The organism is Streptococcus sinensis (assembly GCF_000767835.1).
Classification (GTDB): Bacteria; Bacillota; Bacilli; order Lactobacillales; family Streptococcaceae; genus Streptococcus; species Streptococcus sinensis.
In genome coordinates, this window is the sequence record NZ_JPEN01000029.1 from 47,073 (window position 1) to 71,737 (window position 24,665).

Annotated in this window: 19 protein-coding genes, 4 tRNA genes and 2 pseudogenes; 17 read left to right on the forward strand and 8 right to left on the reverse strand. The window is 35.3% G+C overall.

Annotated elements, in window-relative coordinates:
• Window positions 1-71 precede the first annotated feature (71 nt).
• Window positions 72-2,651, forward strand: coding sequence for a YfhO family protein (locus SSIN_RS01765; RefSeq protein WP_037615054.1), 2,580 nt, complete (start codon window positions 72-74; stop codon window positions 2,649-2,651).
• 115 nt (window positions 2,652-2,766) lie between these two features.
• Here the strand turns inward: SSIN_RS01765 and SSIN_RS10450 are convergent.
• The 8 genes and pseudogenes from SSIN_RS10450 to rlmH all read right to left on the reverse strand — a co-directional run bounded on the left by SSIN_RS10450 (window position 2,767) and on the right by rlmH (window position 7,470).
• Window positions 2,767-4,024 (reverse strand): annotated as a pseudogene (locus SSIN_RS10450) (IS3 family transposase).
• A 106-nt stretch (window positions 4,025-4,130) separates the two neighbouring features.
• Window positions 4,131-4,204: transfer RNA gene (locus tag SSIN_RS01785), tRNA-Asn, on the reverse strand.
• 5 nt (window positions 4,205-4,209) lie between these two features.
• Window positions 4,210-4,281, reverse strand: a tRNA-Glu gene (locus tag SSIN_RS01790).
• Window positions 4,282-4,339: 58 nt separating this feature from the next.
• Window positions 4,340-5,092, reverse strand: a complete 753-nt coding sequence (comE, locus tag SSIN_RS01795; RefSeq protein WP_037615056.1) for a competence system response regulator transcription factor ComE — start codon at window positions 5,090-5,092, stop codon at window positions 4,340-4,342.
• Window positions 5,089-6,294 (reverse strand): annotated as a pseudogene (locus SSIN_RS01800) (GHKL domain-containing protein); the annotation flags it as partial. The pseudogene SSIN_RS01800 and the gene comE, both read right to left, overlap by 4 nt.
• A 275-nt stretch (window positions 6,295-6,569) precedes the next feature.
• Window positions 6,570-6,695, reverse strand: coding sequence for a ComC/BlpC family leader-containing pheromone/bacteriocin (locus SSIN_RS01805; RefSeq protein ID WP_037615058.1), 126 nt, complete (start codon window positions 6,693-6,695; stop codon window positions 6,570-6,572).
• Between the two features lie 178 nt (window positions 6,696-6,873).
• Window positions 6,874-6,947, reverse strand: a tRNA-Arg gene (locus tag SSIN_RS01810).
• A 43-nt stretch (window positions 6,948-6,990) separates the two neighbouring features.
• Window positions 6,991-7,470, reverse strand: coding sequence for a 23S rRNA (pseudouridine(1915)-N(3))-methyltransferase RlmH (gene rlmH / locus SSIN_RS01815; RefSeq protein WP_037615060.1), 480 nt, complete (start codon window positions 7,468-7,470; stop codon window positions 6,991-6,993).
• A gap of 203 nt (window positions 7,471-7,673) precedes the next feature.
• On the opposite strand from rlmH, the gene htrA reads away from it, so the two are divergent.
• The 16 genes from htrA (at window position 7,674) to SSIN_RS01890 (ending at window position 24,488) form a co-directional block, all read left to right on the forward strand.
• Window positions 7,674-8,852: a serine protease HtrA gene (gene htrA, locus SSIN_RS01820; protein ID WP_037615063.1), complete on the forward strand. Its 1,179-nt coding sequence runs from the start codon at window positions 7,674-7,676 to the stop codon at window positions 8,850-8,852.
• A gap of 63 nt (window positions 8,853-8,915) precedes the next feature.
• A complete protein-coding gene (locus SSIN_RS01825; RefSeq protein ID WP_037615066.1) occupies window positions 8,916-9,677 on the forward strand; it encodes a ParB/RepB/Spo0J family partition protein in 762 nt (253 codons plus the stop codon).
• 212 nt (window positions 9,678-9,889) lie between these two features.
• A complete protein-coding gene (gene dnaA, locus SSIN_RS01830; RefSeq protein WP_037615069.1) occupies window positions 9,890-11,245 on the forward strand; it encodes a chromosomal replication initiator protein DnaA in 1,356 nt (451 codons plus the stop codon).
• Between the two features lie 156 nt (window positions 11,246-11,401).
• Window positions 11,402-12,538, forward strand: coding sequence for a DNA polymerase III subunit beta (dnaN, locus tag SSIN_RS01835; protein ID WP_037615071.1), 1,137 nt, complete (start codon window positions 11,402-11,404; stop codon window positions 12,536-12,538).
• Between the two features lie 172 nt (window positions 12,539-12,710).
• Window positions 12,711-12,905 (forward strand): DUF951 domain-containing protein, encoded by a 195-nt coding sequence (locus SSIN_RS01840; protein ID WP_037615074.1) that lies wholly within the window; start codon window positions 12,711-12,713, stop codon window positions 12,903-12,905.
• 219 nt (window positions 12,906-13,124) lie between these two features.
• Entirely contained in the window at window positions 13,125-14,240 is a 1,116-nt protein-coding gene (ychF, locus tag SSIN_RS01845; protein ID WP_037615076.1) for a redox-regulated ATPase YchF, read from the forward strand.
• Window positions 14,241-14,312: 72 nt separating this feature from the next.
• Window positions 14,313-14,882: an aminoacyl-tRNA hydrolase gene (gene pth / locus SSIN_RS01850; RefSeq protein WP_037615078.1), complete on the forward strand. Its 570-nt coding sequence runs from the start codon at window positions 14,313-14,315 to the stop codon at window positions 14,880-14,882.
• Window positions 14,875-18,378 carry a transcription-repair coupling factor gene (gene mfd, locus SSIN_RS01855; RefSeq protein WP_037615080.1) on the forward strand — a complete coding sequence of 1,168 codons (3,504 nt, stop codon included), beginning with the start codon at window positions 14,875-14,877 and terminating at the stop codon, window positions 18,376-18,378. Before pth ends, mfd begins: the two co-directional genes overlap by 8 nt.
• A gap of 88 nt (window positions 18,379-18,466) precedes the next feature.
• Window positions 18,467-18,733 (forward strand): RNA-binding S4 domain-containing protein, encoded by a 267-nt coding sequence (locus SSIN_RS01860; RefSeq protein ID WP_037615082.1) that lies wholly within the window; start codon window positions 18,467-18,469, stop codon window positions 18,731-18,733.
• Window positions 18,726-19,094 carry a septum formation initiator family protein gene (locus tag SSIN_RS01865; RefSeq protein ID WP_037615084.1) on the forward strand — a complete coding sequence of 123 codons (369 nt, stop codon included), beginning with the start codon at window positions 18,726-18,728 and terminating at the stop codon, window positions 19,092-19,094. Before SSIN_RS01860 ends, SSIN_RS01865 begins: the two co-directional genes overlap by 8 nt.
• Window positions 19,095-19,096: 2 nt before the next feature.
• Complete coding sequence (locus tag SSIN_RS11000; protein WP_148881641.1) at window positions 19,097-19,225, forward strand: SP_0009 family protein; 129 nt, start codon at window positions 19,097-19,099, stop codon at window positions 19,223-19,225.
• Window positions 19,218-20,501, forward strand: a complete 1,284-nt coding sequence (locus tag SSIN_RS01870) for a serine hydrolase (RefSeq protein WP_037615087.1) — start codon at window positions 19,218-19,220, stop codon at window positions 20,499-20,501. The genes SSIN_RS11000 and SSIN_RS01870 overlap by 8 nt, the downstream gene beginning before the upstream one ends.
• Window positions 20,498-21,775 (forward strand): tRNA lysidine(34) synthetase TilS, encoded by a 1,278-nt coding sequence (gene tilS / locus SSIN_RS01875; protein ID WP_037615089.1) that lies wholly within the window; start codon window positions 20,498-20,500, stop codon window positions 21,773-21,775. Before SSIN_RS01870 ends, tilS begins: the two co-directional genes overlap by 4 nt.
• 4 nt (window positions 21,776-21,779) lie before the next feature.
• The gene (hpt, locus tag SSIN_RS01880) at window positions 21,780-22,322 is read left to right on the forward strand and encodes a hypoxanthine phosphoribosyltransferase (protein ID WP_037615091.1); all 543 of its coding nucleotides are present in this window, start codon (window positions 21,780-21,782) and stop codon (window positions 22,320-22,322) included.
• Between the two features lie 17 nt (window positions 22,323-22,339).
• On the forward strand, window positions 22,340-24,313 hold the full coding sequence (gene ftsH / locus SSIN_RS01885; RefSeq protein ID WP_037615093.1) for an ATP-dependent zinc metalloprotease FtsH: 1,974 nt from the start codon (window positions 22,340-22,342) through the stop codon (window positions 24,311-24,313).
• A gap of 103 nt (window positions 24,314-24,416) precedes the next feature.
• Window positions 24,417-24,488: transfer RNA gene (locus SSIN_RS01890), tRNA-Glu, on the forward strand.
• The last annotated feature ends 177 nt before the right edge of the window (window positions 24,489-24,665 follow it).

The window sequence follows — 24,665 nt, forward strand, 5'->3', positions numbered from 1 at the left end:
TTGTCAACTTTAGTTGACATAAGTTTACAGGGGCATGAAACAACGTTTCGGCCTCTTTCTCTATAAGAAACATGGACAAAATCATATATTTTTTAAAGAAAAATTGGATATATTTCGCTTCTTTCTTCTTGCCTTTTCTCATCATGTGTTTTGTTTATATGAGTCAAGGAATTTACTGGGGAAGCGATACTTCACCTTTACTTGGAGACGGCTTCCATCAGTATGTCGTATTTGATACGACATTGAGGAATATCCTTCATGGAACGGATAGTCTTTTTTACACATTTTCAAGTGGATTAGGACAAAATTTTTATGCTTTATCTAGCTATTATCTAGGAAGTTTTCTTTCACCCTTCCTTTACTTTTTTAATTTAAAATCAATGCCAGATGCAGTCTACTTGTTTACACTTATTAAATTTGGCTTGATAGGATTGACAACATTCATTAGTATCAAAGGGATCTTTAAAAAGATTCCAGATACACTGATTTTGATTCTGTCAACTTCATTTGCCTTGATGAGTTTCTCAGTCAGTCAACTAGAAATTAAAACTTGGTTAGATGTATTTATTTTAGTCCCTCTCATTATATTAGGTTTACACAAGTTGATGAATGGACAAGGGAGAGTTTTATACTTTACAAGCTTGTCAATTCTCTTTATCCAAAACTATTATTTTGGTTACATGATGGCCTTATTTTTAGTACTTTGGTATCTAGTACAGCTTTCCTGGAACTTCAAGGCAAGGCTTAAGTCTGTCCCTGATTTTTGTATTGTTTCAGTATTGTCAGGCCTCACTAGTCTGATTATGATTTTGCCAACCTATTTAGATCTAAGTTCACATGGCGAAAAATTGACAAAGGTTGAAAGCTTGCTCACTGAAAAAAGTTGGTATTTGGATATTTTTGCGAAGAATTTTATAGGAAGTTTTGATACAACAAAGTACGGATCTATTCCTATGATTTACGTTGGAATTTTCCCTCTCATTTTGAGTATCATATTTTTTACTTTAAAAAGTATCAAGTTTCACGTGAAACTTTCCTATCTTTTTCTAATTGTCATTTTTATAGCAAGTTTCCGGCTACAGTATTTAGATTTGCTTTGGCAAGGAATGCATGCTCCCAATATGTTTCTTCATCGTTATTCTTGGCTCTTTTCTCTTTTTATCATTTTGATAGCTGCAGAAACTCTCAATCGTTTAGATGAAATTAAATGGAAACAAGCATTTGTTGGCTTTATTGTTATATTTTCAGGCTTTCTAGCTACACTATTCTACAGTCAACATTATGATTTTCTTGGTCCAGAAAACTATATTTTAACCTTAGAATTTTTCTTATCCTATCTCTTGATAACTTTCGCTTTTACTCGTTCTCATATTCGGCAAAGTATATTTACTTTATCTTTACTATTTTTTGTTGTTTTTGAACTTTCTCTAAATTCCTATTATCAAGTTAATGGAATTGCTAAGGAATGGGTATTCGCTAGTCGTTCATCTTATTCGAAAAAAATGAATGAGATTGACAAGTTGGTCAAATATAGCAAGGAAAAAAATAAGGATTTCTTTCGAACAGAGAGACTTGATCCTCAAACGGGAAATGACAGTATGAAATTCAACTACAACGGAATTTCTCAATTTTCGTCTGTCAGAAATACACAGGCTAGTTCGACTCTAGATAAATTAGGTTTTAAATCAGCGGGAACCAATCTCAATCTTCGTTATCAAAATAATAGTATTTTAATGGATAGTCTCTTTGCTGTAAAGTACAATTTGTCAGAGACATCCCCACAGAAATTTGGTTTTTCTGCTGAGAATACTGAAAATTCAATGACCCTCTATGAAAATAAGTATGCTTTGGGGTTAGCTTTCTTGACAAATGATGTTTACAAGAATGTCAAGTTTACAAATTTGACACTTGATAATCAGACAACTTTTTTAAATCAATTGTCAGGATTTGATTTAAAATATTATCAGAGATTATCAGCAATACCTAAAAATGAAAATCTAGAAATTAAAGATAATAAAATTTCTGCTACTATTGATAAAAATAATGATGCAACATATGCTAGTGTTGATTACTCAATCGAGGTGTCTTCTGATAGTCAAGTTTATGTCAATCTTCCAGATATCCAATTTTCAAATGACGAACAAACAGATGTTGACATTACCGTAAATAATGTGACAACCCGTTACTCAACAAATAATGTTTTTCCTTTTTTTAATATTGGCTACTTCAATCAGGCTCAAACCATCTCTGTACGATTCACTTTTCCACAAAATTCTACTATTTCTTTTAACAGTCCAGAATTCTTTGCTGTCAATGTTGAACAATATAAAAAGGTTTTTGAGAACTTAAAAGCACAACCTGTTACTGTAAAAAATAATTTGAATACTGTTTCAGCTCATTATCAGGCTAATAAAGATACTTCTTTATTTTTCACCATTCCATATGATAAAGGATGGACAGCTAAGTTAAACGGGAAACCAGTTAACTTACAGCAAGCTCAAAATGGTTTTATGAAAATTGATATTCCAAAAGGAAAAGGACAAGCTACACTAACCTTTATACCTTGCGGCTTGAAAGAAGGTTGTATAGCTTCCCTGTCAGGTATTTCACTCTTTCTTCTTTATCAACGCGTCAGAAAAAAGCATTCGTAATACTAAAAAAGCGAGAATAAACTTGTAATGCAAAAAAAAAAGTTAGACAAATAATTTAAGTAAAGGATTTAGTTCTGTATTGGACAGGACTAAATCCCTTTAGTTTGACTTTAATTCATTTGTTGTTGTAGTAATCAATGTAGTCTATAATGGCTTTTTTAAGGTCTTATAATGACCTAAACTCATGTTCAAAGCCATAAAACATCTCTGATTTTTAAATGCCAAAGAAGGATTCTATCATGCCATTATCTGGATTTTTCCACTTTCGTGACATTGAAGGCTTAATGCCTTTGAACTGCAGAAACTGATGATAAGATGCGTGTTGATACTGCCAACCTTGGCTACTGTGTAGAATGGTATGTTCATATTGTTTATCTGTAAATGCCTGTTCTAACATTGTTTTCACCTGCTCTAAGTTAGGCGAACAAGAAAGATTATAAGCTGTAATTTCACGTTATATCCGTCAAGAATAGGGGCTAAATAGAGCCTCCCTTTAACATGTGGCAAAGAAAATTCACAGTTACATCTGTATAACATTTTTCATATGGTTTAGATCCTTTAAACTGGCGTTGTATGAGATGTTCAGCTTTCTTAGCAATCTCCCCCTTATAAAAAGAGTACTTCCGTTTACGACGAATACGAGTGCTTAGACCCATAAATTTCATCAAACGTTGAACCTTTTTGTGATTAACCGGAAATCTACGATTCTTTAGTTCTAAATGGATGCGACGATAATTGCTTGAATTTCTTCTTTAAGCTCTTTATCAAGTTGTTTCAGCTGATAATCATCAGTTGAACGAGGTAAGCCAGCCGTTTCAAGAAGGAAATCTAGTCGAAATCCTCCTGATACCATTTCTCTAACTGTCTCTGTCTTTCGTGTCGTAAGGCTTCTTCCTTGGCTTCAAGCTCTCTTAATTTTTTTAGGTAAGTTACTTCAGTACGAAAGCGTTCATTCTCTTCTTGAAGGACTCTAGTTTAGTCATTTGTTTCCAGTTTTTCTTTGGCTTGCATCCCATTTTAGACGCTCTCCCTCTGTTTTCTCAATAATAGTAGACCCATTTTTCTTGTATTTTACGAGCCAATTAGGAAGCATTCCACGATTTGGAAGAACATAGTCGAGGGATACACTTTCTTGAGGACAACTTTCAAGTAAGAGTTTATCAATCATTTCTTGTTTTAATTCAGGGGAATACTAAAAATTTTTCCCTTTCTTAACACTCTCTAATCCAAAACGATTGATTAACTTAAACAAGTATCTAAAGATTAGAAATATTTCCCCCTTATCTATTTGAAAGTTGCCTGTAGCTATATCCTTGTTTTCTGAGTTCATAGATCTGAACTTTATTCTCATAAGTTAAGACATAACAAAACACCCCAAAAGTTAGATTTTTGCTGTCTAACTTTTGGGGTGCGGTTCAACATCTCGCTTTTTAAATACAATCTCTATAAAATAAAAAGCACTTATAAAGTGCTTACTAGCTCCGCCAGTAGGACTCGAACCTACGACATCATGATTAACAGTCATGCGCTACTACCAACTGAGCTATGGCGGAAAATATAGTCCGTACGGGATTCGAACCCGTGTTACCGCCGTGAAAAGGCGGTGTCTTAACCCCTTGACCAACGGACCATTGATATGTTCTTTTTCAGAACATATTCTATTATATCAGCTTTTTATCCTTTGTCAACTATTTTTTTGATTTATTTTTTAAAATTTCTTTTAAATATTTAATTCTTAGACGAGAAACTGGACAGCGATGGCCTTCATAAAACACAATTTCTTTTGTTTTCTTATCATAATCACGAATATTATCAATATTTGCTAAAAAAGATTTATGAGAAGAAAAGAAACGTTTGGTTTTCTCATCCTGCTCCTGAACACTGGAAATGGTTCCATAAAATTCTTTGATAAAATTTTTTCCAACAATCCGCAGTTTATGAGAAGAGCCCGAAGTTTCAATATATAAAATATCATTAAATGGTACGCGCACGTCATTCCCACGATAACTATATTCAAAGTAGTCAACCATGTTGGTATTTGCAATCAAAGTATTTTTCGTATAAATAATACAGTCTTTTATACGTTTTTTAAAGGAAGTATCATTTATATCTTTATCAATAAAATCGAGAGCGGATACCTTATATTTAAACGTCATAGTAGCAAACTCTGATTTTGAGGTTACAAAGACGATGATTGCATATGGGTTGTGATGACGAATAAAGCGAGCAACCTCCAATCCTTTTGTTTCTTCCCCTTTAATATCTATATCCAGAAAATAAATCTGATTTACATCCTCATTCTCAACATATTCTTTAAATTCTTGAATTTTTCCTGTAATTTTTACTTGGATATCTAGCCCCATTTCATCAGCAATTTCTGCTAATATTGTCTCCATACGGACCTGATGGGATAATGTATCTTCTAACGCTAAAATTCTCATAGGCTATTCCTTCTTTTTATTGTTAATACTTGGGTGAAATCATGCTTATTTATTTCTGTGTCAAGCATGATATATTCATAATTCTCTAAAATTTCTTTCAGATTATTTAAACCTAAACCTCTTCTATAACCTTTAGTTGAAAACTCTGGTTCATAAATTTCTTCTAAGTCTAATTTTCTTTGCTTGCGGGAATTTTTTACAACAAAAATGATTTCTGTATCCAACTGAACTAGGGTCACATGAATCATTTTCTCATAGCTTTCGATAGCTCCCTCAACAGCATTATTTAATAAAATACTGGCTATCCTCACAACATCTAACAGCTTAATAGGCAATCTCTCAACAGGATCCTTTACTTCAAAAGTCAGATCAATTTGATTATCACGCGCCTTAAATAAAGTTTCCGTCATAACACTCCGCAGAGCAGAATCTCCAACATTATTCAAATCAAAATAAGTATATTTATCCGAACGTAATTTTAAATTTGCATCAACCAAAACCTCTTGATAGATTTTTTCAATTTCCTTGATATCTTGAGTATTGATAGCCATATGAAAGCTAGTCAGCATTCCTGCATAATCATGACGAAAACCTCGAATCTCATTATACAGAGAAACAATTTCGTCAGTGTATTGCTGCAGTTGCAGCTGCTCTAACTCCCTTTGTTTTATTTCCTCTTCTTTTTCATATTTTTCTCGAGCAGCTTTTAGATAAAAAAGCGTGGACATAAACATTAAAAAACAAATAGTTGCCAGCATGCTGCTGAGACTATTAAAATGTTTGACTTCACTTAGCCAATGAGAAATATTTAATAGGAGGATATCTATAAAATAAAATAGATTGATTCTATTAATTGTATTTTTAAAGACCTGTTCCTTAAAATCTCTAAGTCGAAATTCAAAGTAATCAATAGATTTTAACATAAAGAAAAAAGAAATGCTGTTAATGATAATATAAAAAATAGTCCAATTAGTTTCTACAAATTTATCTCCAGTAACTGATGAAATAATAACTGAAAAAAAGGTAGATGAGGCTTGGGTTGCCATATAAAGGAAGAAAGATAAAAATAAAGCAAAGAGAGCAGATAATTTTTCTTTTTTATAAAAATAGTAATAGAAAAGAAAAGGTTGTAAAACTAGGATTATATAATGTACAAACACACTAATTAATGAAGTTAAAGGAAAAAGAATAACTGTAAAAAAGCAAAGACAAGAGGCTGAGACAAAAAGATTTCAATTTTTAAAAATCTTAATTATTAAGCCCTTCAAATCTATAATTAAATGCAAAAAGCGAACAAAGCAGAATTCTGATTACCAGAAAACTAGTTTTATTCGCTTTTTATATTTGAGATCGGACTTTTGTCCCAGCCTCTTGTTATTTTTTTATAAATTTTTACAGTTGCAAAAATTTCTATTAATTCACACATAAACCATAAGATTAAGTCCAATATCATCTCTTTCTCCTAAACCACCTATACTTATTTTCCAAACAATCTAGGTAACCTTACCTTTCTAAAATCCCCACCAATAACCTTTTTCAGTTCTTTTTCAGTTAAATCTGTAAATTGAGTCAGCGCTTTGAAGTTTTCTTGAGTTTTTTTCATCATAATCTCCTAAAATTTTTTTGTAAGTTTTACCTTACAAAAACTATTATAAATAAATTCTTAAATCATCGTCCAAACTCATCTAAAATGTATTTTTTTATTCCTGAAATGTTATTTTATCAAAAAAATAACAAAAAAACACGAAGTTTTTCGTGCTGTGCTACTATATAAAATAAAATGATCCCAGCAGGATTCGAACCTGCGACCGTTCGCTTAGAAGGCGAATGCTCTATCCAGCTGAGCTATGAGACCAATACCATTTCATTCTATCAGAAAAATCTTCTATCGTCAAGATTCACTTATGATAAGGACTCCCCTGCTGAATCATAAAAGCACGGTAAATCTGCTCAACCAAGACAAGACGCATCAATTGATGAGGTAGCGTCAATTTTCCAAAACTCATCAGTAGATCGGCTCTTTTTTTAACAGCAGAATGCAGACCCAAGCTTCCACCGATAACAAAAGTAATATCAGAAAAACCACGGACTGTAATATTGCTTAGAATAGAACTAAACTCTTCTGAAGGAAATTGTTTGCCTTCAATAGCTAAAGCAATCACAAATTCTCGCTCAGCTATTTTTGCTAAAATCCGACTTCCTTCTTTTTCGAGAATTTGCTGATTCTCCAAATCACTAGCCTTATCTGGCGTTTTTTCATCTACTAACTCCAGAATTTCTAACTTACAAAATCGGCTAAGACGCTTGGTGTATTCAGCAATTCCATCTTTGAGATACTTTTCTTTTAATTTTCCAACGGTTACAATCTTTATTTTCATATTTATATTCTATCATATCCACATAAATTTCACACTTTATTCACAAAACTTTTTTATGTACTACTTGATTTATCTATGGATTTTCTAACCTCTATCAACATTTTTTCTAAGTTTTCCACAAGTTGTGGAAAACTTGTGGATTTTAAGTTATAATTAAGAATAGATTTTTATAATTTCATCAATTGTAATCCAAGGAGGAAAATATGAAAAACGCTTCAAACTTCTTCAAAAAGTTTTTGTTGCTTTTTATTGTTTTAGTTGTGGGCTTTATTGGTGGGAGCCTCGGAAATTTAGCTACTACATTTTTTACTGCTAAATTGGCTAGTATCAGCTCTTCTAATTCTAAAACCACAATATCAACTGCCTATAAAAACTCAACTGATACCACAAAGGCCGTTAAAAAGGTCCAAAATGCAGTTGTATCGGTTATCACTTACGCAGATTCCAATAAACAAGAAATTATCAATAATGAATCAAATGATGAGCCTCAGGTAGCTAGTGAAGGATCCGGAGTGATTTATAAGAAGGAAGGAAAATATGCCTACCTTGTTACTAATACTCATGTACTGAATGGTGCAACAAATGTTGATATACTTTTAGCAGATGGCAGCAAGGTTCCAGGAGAAGTTGTTGGTTCAGATGTTTATTCTGATATTTCTGTAGTAAAGATTAGCTCTGAAAAAGTAACTGATGTAGCTGAATTCGGGGATTCTAGCTCCCTGACAGTAGGAGAAACTGCTATTGCCATCGGAAGCCCTCTTGGAACAGAATATGCCAACTCTGTAACACAAGGAATCATTTCCAGTCTGGGTAGAAATGTGACACTTCAATCTGAAGACGGTCAAAATATTTCAACAACTGCACTTCAAACAGATGCTGCTATCAACCCTGGTAACTCTGGTGGCCCACTCATCAACATTCAAGGACAAGTAATTGGTATTACATCTAGTAAAATCTCAAACAATGGCCAAACCTCTGTAGAAGGTATGGGATTTGCGATTCCATCTAATGACGTTGTCAATATCATCAATCAATTGGAACAAAGTGGTACAGTTACACGCCCTGCTCTAGGAATCCAGATGCTAGATTTAGCTAATATTACCACCACTGACTTAGCAAAATTGAATCTTCCTTCATCTGTAAAATCAGGTGTCCTTGTTCGCTCTGTTCAAGAAGGTATGCCTGCTGAAAATAAGCTTCAGAAATACGATATCATCACAAAAATTGACGATAAAGAAGTTGAATCAACCAGTGATTTACAATCTGCACTCTACAAGCATGCTATCGGAGATGAGATAAAAGTTACTTACTATCGTGATGGTAAAGAAGCAACAACAACCATTAAACTGACTAAATCAACTCAAGATTTGGGCGGCAATTAAATCATTTACAGAATTGTCAACACACCTTTACACGATCGTAAAGGTGTGTTATTCTATATACAAATGGAAAATTATCAATATATATCACTAAAAGACATTCGAACAAACCCTTATCAACCTAGAAAAAATTTTTCTCAAGAAAAGATGAATGAGTTAGCGGCTTCCATTAAAGAAAATGGAATTATTCAGCCTATTATTTTGAGAAAATCTTCCTTATTTGGTTACGAAATTTTGGCAGGCGAAAGAAGATTTAGAGCTGCTAAACTTGCTGGATTAGAAAACATTCCTGCCCTTATTAAAGACCTATCTGATGATGAAATGATGAAACAAGCCATTATTGAAAATTTGCAAAGAGAGGATCTAAATCCAATTGAGGAAGCTGAATCTTATCAGCATCTGATTGACAGGGGCTTGACTCACGAAGAAATTGCAACAATTATGGGAAAATCCAGACCTTATATCAGTAATCTTGTACGTTTGTTACATCTGCCCACTTTCATCCTTAATGCTATCAAAGAGGAAGTCATTTCTCAAGGACATGCTCGCCTCTTGATCCCCCTTAAGAAAGAAGAACAATCCTTCTGGCTTGAAAAAATTGTTCAAAACAATCTATCCGTGCGTGCTCTTGAACATTCATTACAAAAAAGAAAAAAGTTAAAGTCTAAGAAGACGAAAGAAATTTTTGCTCATTCTGAAGAAGAAAAACTGAAAAAAATCCTTGGTTTGGATGTCACTATTCAATTAAAAGGTCATTCAAAAGGAAAAATAATTATTCCTTTTGAAAATGAGGAAGAATACCAAAGAATTATAAACAGCTTGAAATAGAGCTGTTATTTTCTTTTTTCAAACTAACAGACTTGTCCACGAAAAAATCCTTATAAAGCCTTGAAAAATAAGGAGTAATCTAGTAATTCACAAATTGTGGATAACTTTTGTAAACATTGTTATTTTTTCTTCACATCTTGTGGAAAACTATCTAATTTTATGTTAAAATGAAATTCGATATAGAGAAAAATTTTGTGAAAAGGAGGAGTGAAATGACCAAAGAGCAAGAATTTTGGCAGAGAATTTTAGAGCTTTCAGCCGCTCAGTTAAAACAAACAACTTATGACTTTTTTGTAGCTGAAGCTCAGTTAATAAAAATTGATAATAATCAAGCCACAATCTTTCTTGACAGCCCCGTAAAACAACTATTTTGGGAACAAAATTTAGTGGGCGTTATTCTTACAGCTGGATTTGAGATTTTCAACGATCAAATCACTGGAAAATATGTCTTTGAAGATGCAGGAAACGAAGAGTTGTCGAAACATCCGCTGGAAGAACGTACTGAAAAAGTTTCATTTCGACCAAGTTTACCACCCATTGATACTGGATTAAAAGCTAAATATACATTTGATAATTTTGTACAGGGAGATGGAAATATCTGGGCTAAAGCAGCAGCCTTGGCTGTTTCTGAAAATTTAGCAACAACTTATAACCCACTCTTTATTTATGGCGGTCCAGGGCTAGGAAAAACTCACTTACTCAATGCTATCGGTAATCAAATTTTGGAAAATATTCCTGATGCGCGTGTTAAATATATTCCAGCAGAAACTTTTATCAATGATTTTCTGGAGCATCTGAGGCTCGGTGATATGGATAATTTCAAAAAAATCTATCGCAGTTTGGATTTGCTTTTAATTGATGATATCCAATCCCTTGGAGGAAAAAAAGTCTCTACTCAGGAAGAATTTTTTAACACTTTCAATGCACTTCACGGAGATAACAAGCAGATTGTGCTGACCAGCGACCGTAGTCCAGATCATCTTGATAATTTGGAAGAACGTTTGGTCACGCGCTTTAAATGGGGGCTTACTCAAAATATTACTCCACCCGATTTTGAAACTCGGATTGCTATCCTCAGAAATAAGATCGAAAATCTTGACTATATTTTCCCTAATGATACTTTGGAATACCTCGCCGGACAATTTGACTCAAATGTTCGAGACTTAGAAGGGGCGCTAAATGACATTACGCTCATTGCAAGGGTCCGCAATTTAAAAGAAATTACGATTGACATCGCAGCTGAAGCTATTCGTGCTCGCAAGCAAGACTCCAGTCAAGTGACAGTCATCCCAATTGAAAAAATCCAGTCTGAGGTAGGTAATTTCTATGGCGTCAGTGTCAAGGAAATGAAGGGAAGCCGTCGAGTACAAAATATTGTTTTAGCCAGACAAGTAGCCATGTATCTAGCTCGTGAACTAACAGATAACAGCCTACCAAAAATTGGACGAGAATTTGGCGGCAAAGACCATACAACAGTTATACATGCGCATGGAAAAATCAAAACTAGACTTGAAACGGACGACAGCTTACGCCTTGAAATTGAGAATATCAAAAACAAGATAAAATAAAGGTGTGGATAACATTTAATTTACCTGAGGTTTTTCCACAAGTTGTGAACAAGTCTCAAAACTTGATTTTAGCAACTTCAAATCATTTTTCCACAGCTTCCACAAGAACTACTATTACTATTAACTTAATAATCATAAATAATAAAAGGAGTCCCTATGATTCACTTCTCTATTAATAAAAATTTATTCCTGCAAGCTTTGAATACAACTAAAAGAGCTATCAGTACCAAAAACGCTATTCCAATTTTATCAACAGTTAAAATTGATGTAACGAAAGAAGGCATTACCTTGATTGGTTCCAATGGTCAAATTTCCATTGAAAACTTCATTTCAGTTAAAAATGAGAATGCTGGACTTTTAATTACTTCACCAGGTTCTATTTTACTAGAAGCAACTTTCTTTATTAATGTTATTTCTAGTTTGCCTGATATTGTGCTTGATTTTAAAGAAATTGAGCAGAAACAAATCGTCCTTACTAGTGGAAAGTCAGAAATTACGCTGAAAGGAAAAGATGCTGATCAATACCCACGCATTCAAGAAGTTTCTACCAATAATCCGCTAGTTCTGGAAACAAAAATTCTCAAAAATATCATCAATGAGACAGCTTTTGCTGCTAGCACTCAAGAAAGTCGTCCTATTTTAACGGGTGTTCATTTTGTTTTAACAGACAACAAATCACTCAAAACAGTTGCGACAGATTCTCATCGAATGAGTCAAAAAAAGATTACTTTAGAAAAGAACGGAGATAACTTCGATGTGGTAATCCCTAGTCGTTCTCTGCGTGAATTTACGGCTGTTTTCACAGACGATATTGAAACAGTAGAGGTTTTCTTTGCCAATAATCAGCTCCTCTTTAGAAGTGAAAATATCAGTTTTTATACGCGCCTGCTGGAAGGGAACTATCCTGACACAGACCGCTTGATTCCGACAGAATTTTCAAGTGTGGTGACCTTTAATACTAATAATTTACGCCATGCCATGGAGCGGTCGCGCCTTCTATCCAATGCTACCCAAAATGGAACAGTGAAATTGGAAATTGTGAAGGGCATTGTCAGCGCTCATGTGCATTCACCAGAAGTTGGACGCGTAAATGAAGAAATTGATACAGAAAGTGTGTCAGGAGAAGATTTGACTATTAGTTTCAATCCCACCTATTTGATTGAAGCTCTAAAGGCAGTTGATAGTGAGCAGGTGACCATTAGCTTTATTTCAGCTGTTCGGCCTTTCACCTTGGTACCAAGCGAAGATGCTGAAAACTTTATCCAGCTCATCACTCCAGTCCGTACCAATTAGAAGATAATATTTAAGACAAGGTTGGATACGTCCGCCTTGTTTTATTTCAATAATTTTCAAGTAAGTAGACTCAAAAGATGTGATATAATACGGGTATGATTATATACTGATCAGTCTACATAGAGGACTGAAAAAAGAAATGGAAAAATAATATTATTAAAAGGAGCAGCATATGTACGAACTTGGAACTTTTGTAGAAATGAAAAAACCTCATGCTTGTACAATTAAGTCAACTGGCAAGAAGGCTAATCGCTGGGAAATTACACGCTTGGGCGCTGATATTAAAATTAAATGCAGCAACTGCAATCATGTCGTCATGATGAGTCGCCATGATTTTGAGAAGAAAATGAAGAAGATTCTAGATTAGATTCTAGGATGGTTTCTTTGAAAATATTGCAACAATAGATTCCCTATGTTTTTTTAAAATTTCGTGGAGGAGATTGGTGTGTGATTTTCCCAAACCTCAATATGATAGCCATTATCAAGACTTTTTAATTGTTCTAATTCCAGTTAAAAAGACTTCACATGTTTTTACTTTTTGTGTTATAATGTTAGGGATTGAAATGTGAACGGAGAATAGTAAAATATGGCTTTGACAGCAGGAATCGTTGGTTTGCCAAATGTTGGCAAGTCAACTTTATTTAATGCAATTACAAAAGCAGGGGCAGAAGCTGCCAACTACCCTTTTGCGACAATTGATCCAAATGTCGGTCGGGTAGAAGTGCCAGATGCTCGTTTGGATAAATTAACAGAATTGATTAAACCTCAAAAGAAGGTTCCCACTACATTTGAGTTTACAGATATTGCAGGTATTGTAAAGGGAGCTTCGAAAGGTGAAGGTTTGGGAAATAAATTCTTGGCCAATATCCGCGAAGTGGATGCTATCGTTCATGTAGTCCGTGCCTTTGATGATGAAAATGTCATGCGGGAACAGGGCCGTGAGTCTGAATTTGTCGACCCCATGGCTGATATTGAGACCATCAATCTAGAGCTTATTTTGGCCGATCTGGAAAGCATTAACAAACGCTATGCGCGTGTTGAGAAAATGGCTCGTACCCAGAAGGACAAGGACTCAGTTGCAGAATTTAATGTTTTGCAGAAAATCAAGCCTGTTCTGGAAGATGGTCTGTCAGCTCGGACAGTTGAATTTACAGAAGAAGAACAAAAAATCGTCAAAGGTCTCTTTCTTTTAACGACTAAACCTGTGCTTTATGTGGCCAATGTCAGTGAAGATGAGGTGGCTGATCCAGACAATATTGACTATGTGAAGCAGATTCGTGAATTTGCGGCTACAGAAAATGCTGAAGTTGTTGTCATTTCAGCGCGTGCAGAGGAAGAAATTTCTGAACTGGATGATGAAGATAAGGCAGAATTTTTGGAAGCTATCGGCTTGACAGAGTCAGGTGTAGACAAATTGACACGTGCAGCCTATCATCTGTTGGGGCTTGGAACCTACTTTACCGCTGGTGAAAAGGAAGTCCGAGCTTGGACTTTCAAGCGTGGCATGAAAGCTCCTCAGGCAGCTGGTATTATTCACTCAGACTTTGAGAAAGGTTTCATCCGTGCAGTGACGATGTCTTATGATGATTTAGTGAAATATGGATCTGAAAAGGCGGTAAAAGAAGCTGGACGCTTACGTGAAGAAGGAAAAGAATATATCGTTCAAGATGGCGATATTATGGAATTCCGCTTTAATGTGTAAATTAAGTGTAAATTTAAAATAAGTAGGTTGGAAAGAAATTTCCAGCCCTTTTGACTTTTATAAAGGAGTAAGATGACAAAATTAATTGTTGGATTGGGGAATCCAGGAGATAAATATATTGAAACAAAACACAATGTTGGTTTTATGTTAGTTGACAAGATGTGTAAAGAATTAAATCTAAAGTTTACAGCAGATAAGATTTTTCAAGCGGAAATTGCTTCAACTTTCTTAAATGGAGAAAAAGTCTATTTTGTAAAACCAACGACTTTCATGAATGAAAGTGGTAAAGCAGTTCACGCTTTGTTAACTTACTATGGATTAGGTATAGATGATTTGGTCATTATCTATGATGATTTAGATATGGAAGTTGGAAAAATTCGTCTTCGTACCAAGGGTTCGGATGGCGGGCACAACGGTATCAAGTCCATCATTAAACATATTGGAACACAGGAATTCAAGCGAGTAAAAATTGGCATAGGAAGACCTAAAAATAATATGTCAGTTATTCATCATGTTTTAGGAAAATTTGATCAGGAAGATTATATCAGTATTTTAAATACACTAGACAGAGTTGACAATGCTGTAAATCATTATTTACAAACTGATAATTTTGAGCAAACTATGCAACAATATAATGGATAAGACAATGACACTACTTGATATATTTGGTCGAAATCGACAAATTGTAGACTGGAAGAAACAATTACAAAAGAAGACCCGGCAGTTAGTAATGGGACTTTCAGCTTCAACAAAAGCTTTGGCGATTGCCAGTAGCTTAGAAGAGCAGGAGAAAATCTTAGTCATCACTTCGAGTCAAAACGAAGCAGAGCGTCTAGCTAGTGATTTGATTTCTTTGTTGGGAGAAGAAAAGGTCTACACTTTCTTAGCAGATGATACGCCTTTGGCTGAGTTTGTTTTTTCATCTCAAGAAAAAATCTTTGTCCGATTAGAGGCCATGAATTTTTTATCGGACAAAGAGAAAAATGGTATTCTAATCATCAACGTTGCAGCCAGTCGCTTATTATTGCCCCAGCCTGATATTTTTAAAAAATCTGAGCTTATCCTTTCTGTTAGTAAAGAATATAATCTTGACAAGCTAGTAAATTCTTTGTCAAGGAACGGTTATAAAAAAGTTTCGCAAGTTCTCAGCCAAGGAGAGTACAGTCTGAGAGGGGATATTCTGGATATTTTTGAACGCTCGGGTCAATATCCTTATCGGATAGAATTTTTTGGAGATGAGATTGATGGCATAAGGATTTTCAATCCTGAAAATCAACTTTCTCTTGAAAATGTGGAAGAGATTTTGATAGATCCTGTCACAGATCTTCTATTGACAGAAGAAGATTATGCAAGAGGACAGAAAAATCTAGAAGCAGCTCTTTCTAAGGTTCTTGATCCTTCTTTGAAATCCTATTTAGAAGAAGTATTGAGCTCTGCTAGAGAGCAATTTCATCATGCCGATATTCGCAAATTTCTTTCTTTATTCTATCAGAAAGAATGGACTATTTTAGACTATTTGCCAACGCACACTCCTATATTTTTTGATGATTTTCAAAAGATAATGGACAAGCATGCCCAGTTTGAATTAGAAGTTGCCAATATCTTGACAGATGATTTACAAAATAGTAAAGCACTGTCAAACCAACAATACTTTGCAAATAACTATCAGGACTATCGTAAATATAAACCTGCTACATTTTTTTCTAACTTTCATAAAGGCTTAGGAAATCTAAAATTTGACGCGCTTTATCAATTCAATCAATATCCAATGCATGAATTCTTTAGTCAGTTTCCTCTCTTAAAAGAAGAAATCAATCGCTTTAGGAAATCGGATTATACGGTAGTCTTGCAGGCAAATTCAGACTTAAGTTTACAGAGTTTACATAAGACTTTACAGGATTATGAGATTCATTTAGATTACATCAAGGAAAAAGATATCCATGAAAAAGCTGTCCAGCTCATAGAAGGAAATCTAGTTCAAGGATTTAATTTTGTCGATGAAAAAATCGTTTTGATTACTGAACATGAGATGATTCAGAAAAAAATCAAACGTAGGATTCGTCGTCAAAATATTTCTAATGCTGAAAGGCTAAAAGACTATAATGAGCTGGAAAAAGGCGATTATGTGGTTCATAATATCCACGGTATTGGTCGCTATTTAGGAATTGAAACAATTGAAGTTTCAGGAATTCATCGGGATTATTTGACGATTCAGTATCAAAATACAGATCGTATCTCCATTCCGGTGGATCAAATCAACCTTCTGTCTAAATATGTAGCTAGCGATGGAAAAGCACCTAAAATTAACAAATTAAATGATGGGCGTTTCCAAAAAACGAAGCAAAAAGTCCAGCATCAGGTTGAAGACATTGCCGATGACCTTATTAAATTATATGCAGAGCGTAGTCAATTAAAAGGTTTTCAATTTTCTAGTGACGACCAGTATCAAGTAGAGTTTGACAATGCCTTTCCCTATGTGGAAACAGATGACCAACTCAGAAGCATCCAGGAAATCAAGAAAGATATGGAGAGTGACCGTCCTATGGACCGACTCTTGGTTGGAGATGTTGGTTTTGGGAAGACCGAGGTGGCTATGCGGGCTGCTTTTAAGGCTGTCAGCGATCATAAGCAGGTGGCTATCTTGGTTCCGACCACTGTTTTAGCTCAGCAACACTACACAAACTTTAAAGAACGTTTCAATGATTTTGCCGTAAATGTCGATGTTCTCAGCCGTTTCAGAAGTAAAGGAGAGCAAAAAGAGACTCTGGAAAAGTTGGAAAAAGGGCAGATTGATATTATTATCGGTACCCATCGCCTACTATCAGCAGATGTGATATTTTCCGATTTAGGGCTACTGGTGATAGATGAAGAGCAGCGCTTCGGTGTCAAGCATAAGGAAAAGTTAAAGGAACTAAAAAAGAAGGTTGATGTTCTGACCTTGACGGCTACCCCTATTCCAAGAACCCTACACATGTCGATGTTAGGGATTCGAGATTTGTCAGTAATTGAAACACCACCAACAAATCGTTATCCAGTCCAAACCTATGTTTTAGAGAATAATAGTACAGTTATTCGGGATGCGGTTTTACGTGAAATAGACCGAGGCGGACAGGTTTACTACCTTTACAATAAAGTTGACACCATTGAGCAAAAAGTTTCCGAATTAAAAGAGTTGATTCCAGAGGCTTCAATTGGTTATGTTCATGGACAGATGACTGAGATACGTTTAGAAAATACCTTACTAGACTTTGTTAATGGCGAATACGATATTTTAGTCACAACAACGATTATTGAAACAGGTGTCGATATTCCAAATGCAAATACTCTCTTTATCGAAAATGCTGACCACATGGGTCTGTCAACCTTGTATCAACTTCGTGGTCGGGTTGGCCGCAGCAATCGAATCGCCTATGCCTATCTTATGTATCGGCCAGATAAAACTCTAACTGAAGTTTCAGAAAAAAGACTAGAAGTCATTAAAGGATTTACCGAGTTGGGATCTGGATTTAAGATTGCCATGAGGGATTTGTCTATCCGAGGAGCAGGAAATATTTTAGGAAGTTCACAGTCAGGTTTCATTGATTCTGTAGGATTTGAAATGTATTCTCAGTTTTTAGAGGAAGCGATTGCTAAAAAGCAAGGTAAGGAAACCAAGCGTCAAAAGAGCAATGCTGAAATCAATCTTCAGATTGATGCCTATCTTCCAAGTGATTATATTTCTGATGAACGTCAAAAAATTGAGGTTTACAAGAGAATTCGTGAGATTGACAATCGTGTAAATTATGAACATTTGCAAGATGAATTGATTGACCGCTTTGGAGAATATCCGGACGTAGTGGCTTATTTACTAGAGATTGGCTTAGTCAAGTCCTATCTTGATCAGGCTTTTGTAGCACTTGCTGAGCGGAAACAAGAATCTGTTAGCATTCGTTTTGAAAAAATCTCTCAGCAAATCTATCTGACTCAGGATTATTTTGAAGCTTTGTCAACGACAACTCTAAAAGCTCGAATTGGTGAGCAGAAAGGCTTGATTGAAGTCGTTTTTGATGTTCGGCATAAAAAAGATTTCGAGATTTTGGAAAACTTGCTGAACTTTGGTGAAAAACTAGTAGAAATAAAGAATCGAAAAGCTGAGTAAACATTACAATTCGGTAAAATTTCAGCTTTTTGGCTTTGTTTCTTTCAAAAGCATGATAGAATATTAAGAGAAAATCGAGGAAAAGACTATGAGATTAGACAAATATTTAAAGGTATCACGCATTATCAAGCGGCGCCCTGTAGCTAAAGAGGTAGCAGATAAAGGCCGTATCAAGGTAAATGGAATCTTGGCAAAAAGTTCGACAGATTTGAAAATCAATGATCAAATTGAAGTTCGTTTTGGCAATAAGCTATTAACAGTGCGGGTTCTTGAGATGAAAGACAGTACTAAAAAAGAAGATGCTGCGAAAATGTATGAAATTATCAGTGAAACAAGGATTGAAGAAAATGCCTAGAAATATTGTTCAGATAAATAATCGCTTTATCCAAGATGAAAATCAGCGTCGTAGATATCTTGACGAAGAACGTCGAAAAAGGAATCGCTTTATGGGGTGGGTTTTAATTCTAGTGATTCTGCTCTTTATTCTACCAACTTATAATTTATACCAAAACTATCAGACTTTGCTCAATCGTCGTGTTCAATATACAGAGTTGCAAAAGAAATATGAAAAGCTAAGTGAGGAGAAAACTTATCAGTCTGATATTGCGACCAAGTTAAAAGATGACAGCTATGCTGCCAAATACGCCCGTGCTAAGTATTCTTTTTCAAAAGAAGGAGAATACATTTATACGATACCAGATTTATTACCACAATAATTATGGAAAATGTACTTCAAAAGATAGAGCAATTTTTATCTTTTTCGGATGAAAAATTAACAGAATTATCCGAAAAAAATCAAGCTTTAAAACTTCAAGAAAAAACAAAGGAAAGGGGAGGTCATGCGTAAGTTACTTTTGCTGCTATTTTTACTGCCAGCATTATCTAGCAGTTTTACAGTCATCAGTACTGAAAAAGAGATTAGTTTAAATGAAGAAGAAAAATATCAGCTTACAAGTACAGTTTATGGCCGATACTATACCAGTATTCCGACTAATCCTAATGTTTATGAGGAAACTCCAACATTTACAGATGCTACTTTGACTACTGTAGCTGGAAAACTTCTTCCAGACCAGCCGATACAGTTGACAGAATTTCATGTCAATGAAGATGGAACTCCAATCTTTAAATTAAAGAATGGTCAGTTTGTTATTGCTGATAAAAACATGATTTATGAAGATACGGTTCAGTCTGTTACAAGTGTCAGTCAGGATATGTGGCTGTCTCCTAACTATGCTCTCTATGCTACTGTGCCTATCAACGGTTCTAAAAAAATTGCAGCGAAAGTGCTTCCTTATAGTAAAGTAAAGGTGGTTCAAGTTGCTCAAACGGCTAAGGGAGAATATGCGCAAATTGAAGGGCAAGGTTGGGTGTCTGTCGATTTTCTTTCCGAGGAGGACAATCGGATGGAGAAGGTTCAGGAGATTTTAACATCTAAATATAAAAAGAACGATTTTTCTATCTATGTAAAACAGTTAGATACAGGCAGAGAAGCTGGTATTAATCCAGATCAGCAGATGTATTCAGCCAGTGTAACGAAGCTTGCTTACCTTTATTATGCTCAGGAGGAACTGACCAATCATACACTTTCCTTGGATAAAAAATTGAAATATACTGCAGCGGTTAATGATTTTGCTGGTGCTTATAATCCTGAAGGGAGTGGAAGTATTTCTAAGTCATCGGACGACAAGGAATATTCTGTTCAAGACTTAATTAATGGTGTAGCAAAAGAATCAGATAATGTGGCTCATAATATCTTAGCTTACTATACAAGCAATCAATCTGACAGCAAATTTCAAAAGACTGTTGAAAAAATTGCGGGTAAAAAGTGGGATGTCGAAGGCAGGCAGGCATCTGCTCGAATGGCTGGGAACGTTATGGAAGCTATTTATGAGCAAAATGGTATGATTGTTGATGCCTTATCTCAGACTAATTTTGATGATCAGCGGATTTCTAAAAATATCAATGTAAAAGTCGCTCATAAAATTGGGGATGCTTATGATTTTAAGCATGATGTTGCTATTGTGTATGCTGACTCGCCATTTATTATTGCTATTTTTACTAATAATTCAGATTACGATACAATTTCAAAAATCGCAGATGATGTGTATGGAGTTCTGAAATGATGAATCAGGAATTTCGAAAGAAAATGCAGGAAAAACAGTATTTTCAAAACCATCAGAAAGTGCTCGTAGCAGTTTCTGGCGGTCTAGATTCGATGACTTTGTTCCATCTTTTGCACCAAAACAGGGAAGAGCTTGAGATTGAACTGGGAATTGCGCATATTAATCATAAGCAACGTCTGGAGTCTGATATGGAAGAACAAGAGCTGTCAAATTTTGCCCATCAACTTGGAGTGAAATTTTTCAGCTCAAATTTTTCAGGTGATTTTACCGAGGAAAAAGCTCGACATTTTCGTTATCATTTTTTTGAAGAAATCATGCTGACAGAAGGATACACAGCTTTAGTCACAGCCCATCATGCCGAGGACCAGGCTGAAACGGTGTTTATGAGACTGCTAAGAGGAGCAAGGATTTGCCATTTGTCAGGTATGAAAGAAATTCAACCTTTTGCAAATGGTGAATTAATTCGGCCTCTTCTTTATTTTCATAAGCAAGACTTTCCTGAAATTTTGCATTTTGAAGATGAGAGCAATTTTCAAAATGATTATCTTAGAAATCGCATCCGTAATCTCTATCTTCCTAGTCTAGAAAAAGAAAATCCTCGATTTCAGGATTCCTTGATTTCTTTAGGAAAAGAGGTGCAGGATTTGCAAACAGCCTTGTCTCATCTGACGCAAGGACTGGAAGTTACGAATCTAGAGGTTTTTAAGCAACAGATTCCTGAGGTTCAGAGTTTTCTTCTGCAGGAATATTTAAAGAAATTTCCTACTTTAAATCTAAATAAAAAACAATTTGCAGAAATACTAAGAATTTTACGAACAAAAGCCAATTATATTCACCACTTAAAGAATAACTACAAATTAGTCAAGGATTATAAGCACTTTGAAATCAGAAAAATCAGTCGTAAGTCTGATTTGAAAGTGGACTCAATTCTGTTAGAATGTGGTAATCTACTTCAATTTGGGGAGTATCAATTCTCATTTGGCTTTCCTTTGAATGGCGAAAATGTTCAAGAAATTTCTGTTTCACGTGAAACACCTCTTATCTTGCGTTATAGAAAACCAGGTGACTTGCTTTGTTTAAAGGGGCACCATAAAAAACTTCGGCGATTATTCATTGATCAAAAAATCCCATTTGAAGAACGAGAAAAAGCGATTATTATAGAACAGAATCAACAGATTCTGGCAATTGTAAATATTGCTATCAGTGATTTGAGTAAGGAATTAAAAAGTGATATAATGGGTACTGTACTTTATATTCAGAAATTAGATAGGTAAAATTATGCTAGAACAAGATATTAAAAAAATATTAATTACTCACGAAGAAATCGTAACTGCGGCTAAAAAGTTAGGGAAACAGCTGACAGTGGATTATCAAGATAAGAAGCCTATATTCGTAGGAATTTTAAAAGGTTCCGTTCCTTTTATGGCTGAATTGATTAAGCATATAGACACACATATAGAGTTGGATTTTATGCTGGTATCTAGCTACCATGGCGGCACAGCTAGCAGCGGAGTGATTAATATTATCAAAGATATTGATCAGGATATTGCTGGACGTGATGTTCTTTTTATCGAAGATATTATAGATACTGGGCAAACTTTAAAAAATCTTTGTAATTTATTTAAAGAAAGAAATGCAGCATCTGTAAAAATTGCGACTTTGCTGGATAAACCTGAAGGACGTGTTGTTGATATCAATGCAGACTATACTTGCTTTACAATTCCAAATGAATTTGTAGTTGGTTATGGACTGGATTATGAAGAATATTATCGTAATATTCCTTATGTCGGTGTCTTAAAAGAAGAAGTGTATACAAAATAAAGGTTTACTAAATATAAATGAAAAATAAACAAAATAATGGCTTTATAAAAAATCCTTTTCTCTATATTCTGATCATTGTAATTCTAGTTACAGGATTTCAGTATTTCTTTACAGGAAATGCTGCAGGACGCAGTCAGCAAATTAACTATACTCAGTTAGTTAAAGAGATTACGGATGATAATGTCAAAGAGATAAGCTACCAACCAAACGGTAGTGTCATTGAAGTATCAGGTACTTATAAATCTGCCAAAGAATCAAAAGATACAACAGGGATCCAGTTTTTTACTCCAGAAATCTCAAAAGTCAGCAGATTTACTAGTGTCATTTTACCCTCAGATACGACTGTCTCTGATCTTCAAAAGTTAGCTTCTGAACATAAAACAGAGATTACAATTAAGCGCGAGAGCTCAAGTGGTATGTGGATTAATATTTTTATTTCCATTGTTCCATTTATGTTCATTGCTTTCTTCCTAATGTCAATGATGAATCAAGGTGGTGGCGGCGGTGCTCGTGGAGCCATGAATTTTGGACGCAACAAAGCTCGCGCTACTAATAAAGAAGATATCAAAGTACGCTTCTCAGATGTTGCCGGAGCTGAAGAAGAAAAGCAAGAGCTTGTTGAAGTTGTTGAATTTTTAAAAGATCCAAAACGTTATACCAAGTTGGGAGCTCGTATTCCGGCAGGTGTTCTCCTTGAGGGGCCTCCAGGAACAGGTAAAACCCTTCTTGCTAAAGCTGTTGCGGGCGAAGCAGGCGTTCCTTTCTTTAGTATCTCTGGTTCAGACTTTGTAGAGATGTTTGTTGGTGTCGGTGCTAGTCGTGTGCGTTCTCTATTTGAGGATGCTAAAAAAGCAGCGCCAGCTATTATTTTTATTGATGAGATTGATGCAGTTGGACGTCAGCGTGGTGTTGGCCTTGGTGGCGGAAACGATGAACGTGAGCAAACCCTTAATCAGCTCTTGATTGAAATGGATGGTTTTGAAGGCAATGAAGGTATCATTATTATTGCTGCTACCAACCGTTCAGATGTATTGGATCCAGCCTTGCTACGTGCTGGTCGTTTTGATAGAAAAGTTTTGGTTGGTCGTCCTGACGTTAAAGGTCGTGAAGCCATTCTTCGTGTTCATGCTAAAAATAAACCGCTGGCGAAAAATGTTGATTTGAAGCTAGTTGCTCAACAAACACCAGGATTTGTCGGTGCTGATCTTGAGAATGTTCTTAATGAAGCTGCCTTAGTTGCGGCACGTCGTAACAAAACTGTTATTGATGCTTCTGATATTGATGAGGCAGAAGATCGCGTCATTGCTGGGCCATCCAAGAAAGACAAAACAGTATCACAAAAAGAACGGGAATTGGTTGCTTACCATGAGGCTGGACATACAATTGTTGGTTTAGTCTTGTCAAATGCTCGTGTTGTTCATAAGGTAACCATCGTTCCCCGTGGTCGTGCTGGTGGCTATATGATTGCCCTACCTAAGGAAGACCAAATGCTTCTGTCTAAAGAAGATATGAAAGAACAACTGGCTGGACTTATGGGTGGTCGTGTGGCTGAAGAGATTATCTTTAATGTTCAAACTACGGGTGCATCTAATGACTTTGAACAGGCAACTCAGATGGCTCGCAGTATGGTCACAGAATACGGAATGAGTGATAAACTTGGACCGGTTCAATACGAAGGAAATCACGCCATGTTTGGTGCAGCAAGCCCGCAAAAAACAATTTCAGAACAAACGGCTTATGAAATTGATGAAGAAGTCAGAAATCTTCTAAATGAGGCACGAAACAAAGCAGCAGATATTATCCAATCAAATCGTGAGACTCACAAATTGATTGCTGAGGCACTTCTCAAATATGAAACACTCGACAGTACTCAAATTAAATCTTTATATGAGAAAGGTCGAATGCCTGAGGAATCAGAAAAAGACTTAGATCGAGAAGCACATGCCCTTTCCTATGATGAAATTAAATCAAAAATGGAAGAAAAAAATTAAGAATGAAAGAAGTTAGAAAAATTCTAGCTTCTTTTGTTTAATTAATTATTGACAAGAGAGAAAAAATTGATATAATAGAACGTGTTCTAAAAAAAGATTAAATGGTCCGTTGGTCAAGGGGTTAAGACACCGCCTTTTCACGGCGGTAACACGGGTTCGAATCCCGTACGGACTATATTTTTATCATGCCCTGATTAGCAGCGACGCAGAACTATGTCGTAGGTTTGAATCCTACTTTATTTTGAAAACCCGTTAGGAAGACAGTACTGACCCCAAAAAGTTGGACAAAAAATAGGCTCTTTTCTACCATTTGTCAAGTCTGTCAAGGCTTTAAGTGAAAAATGAGATAAGA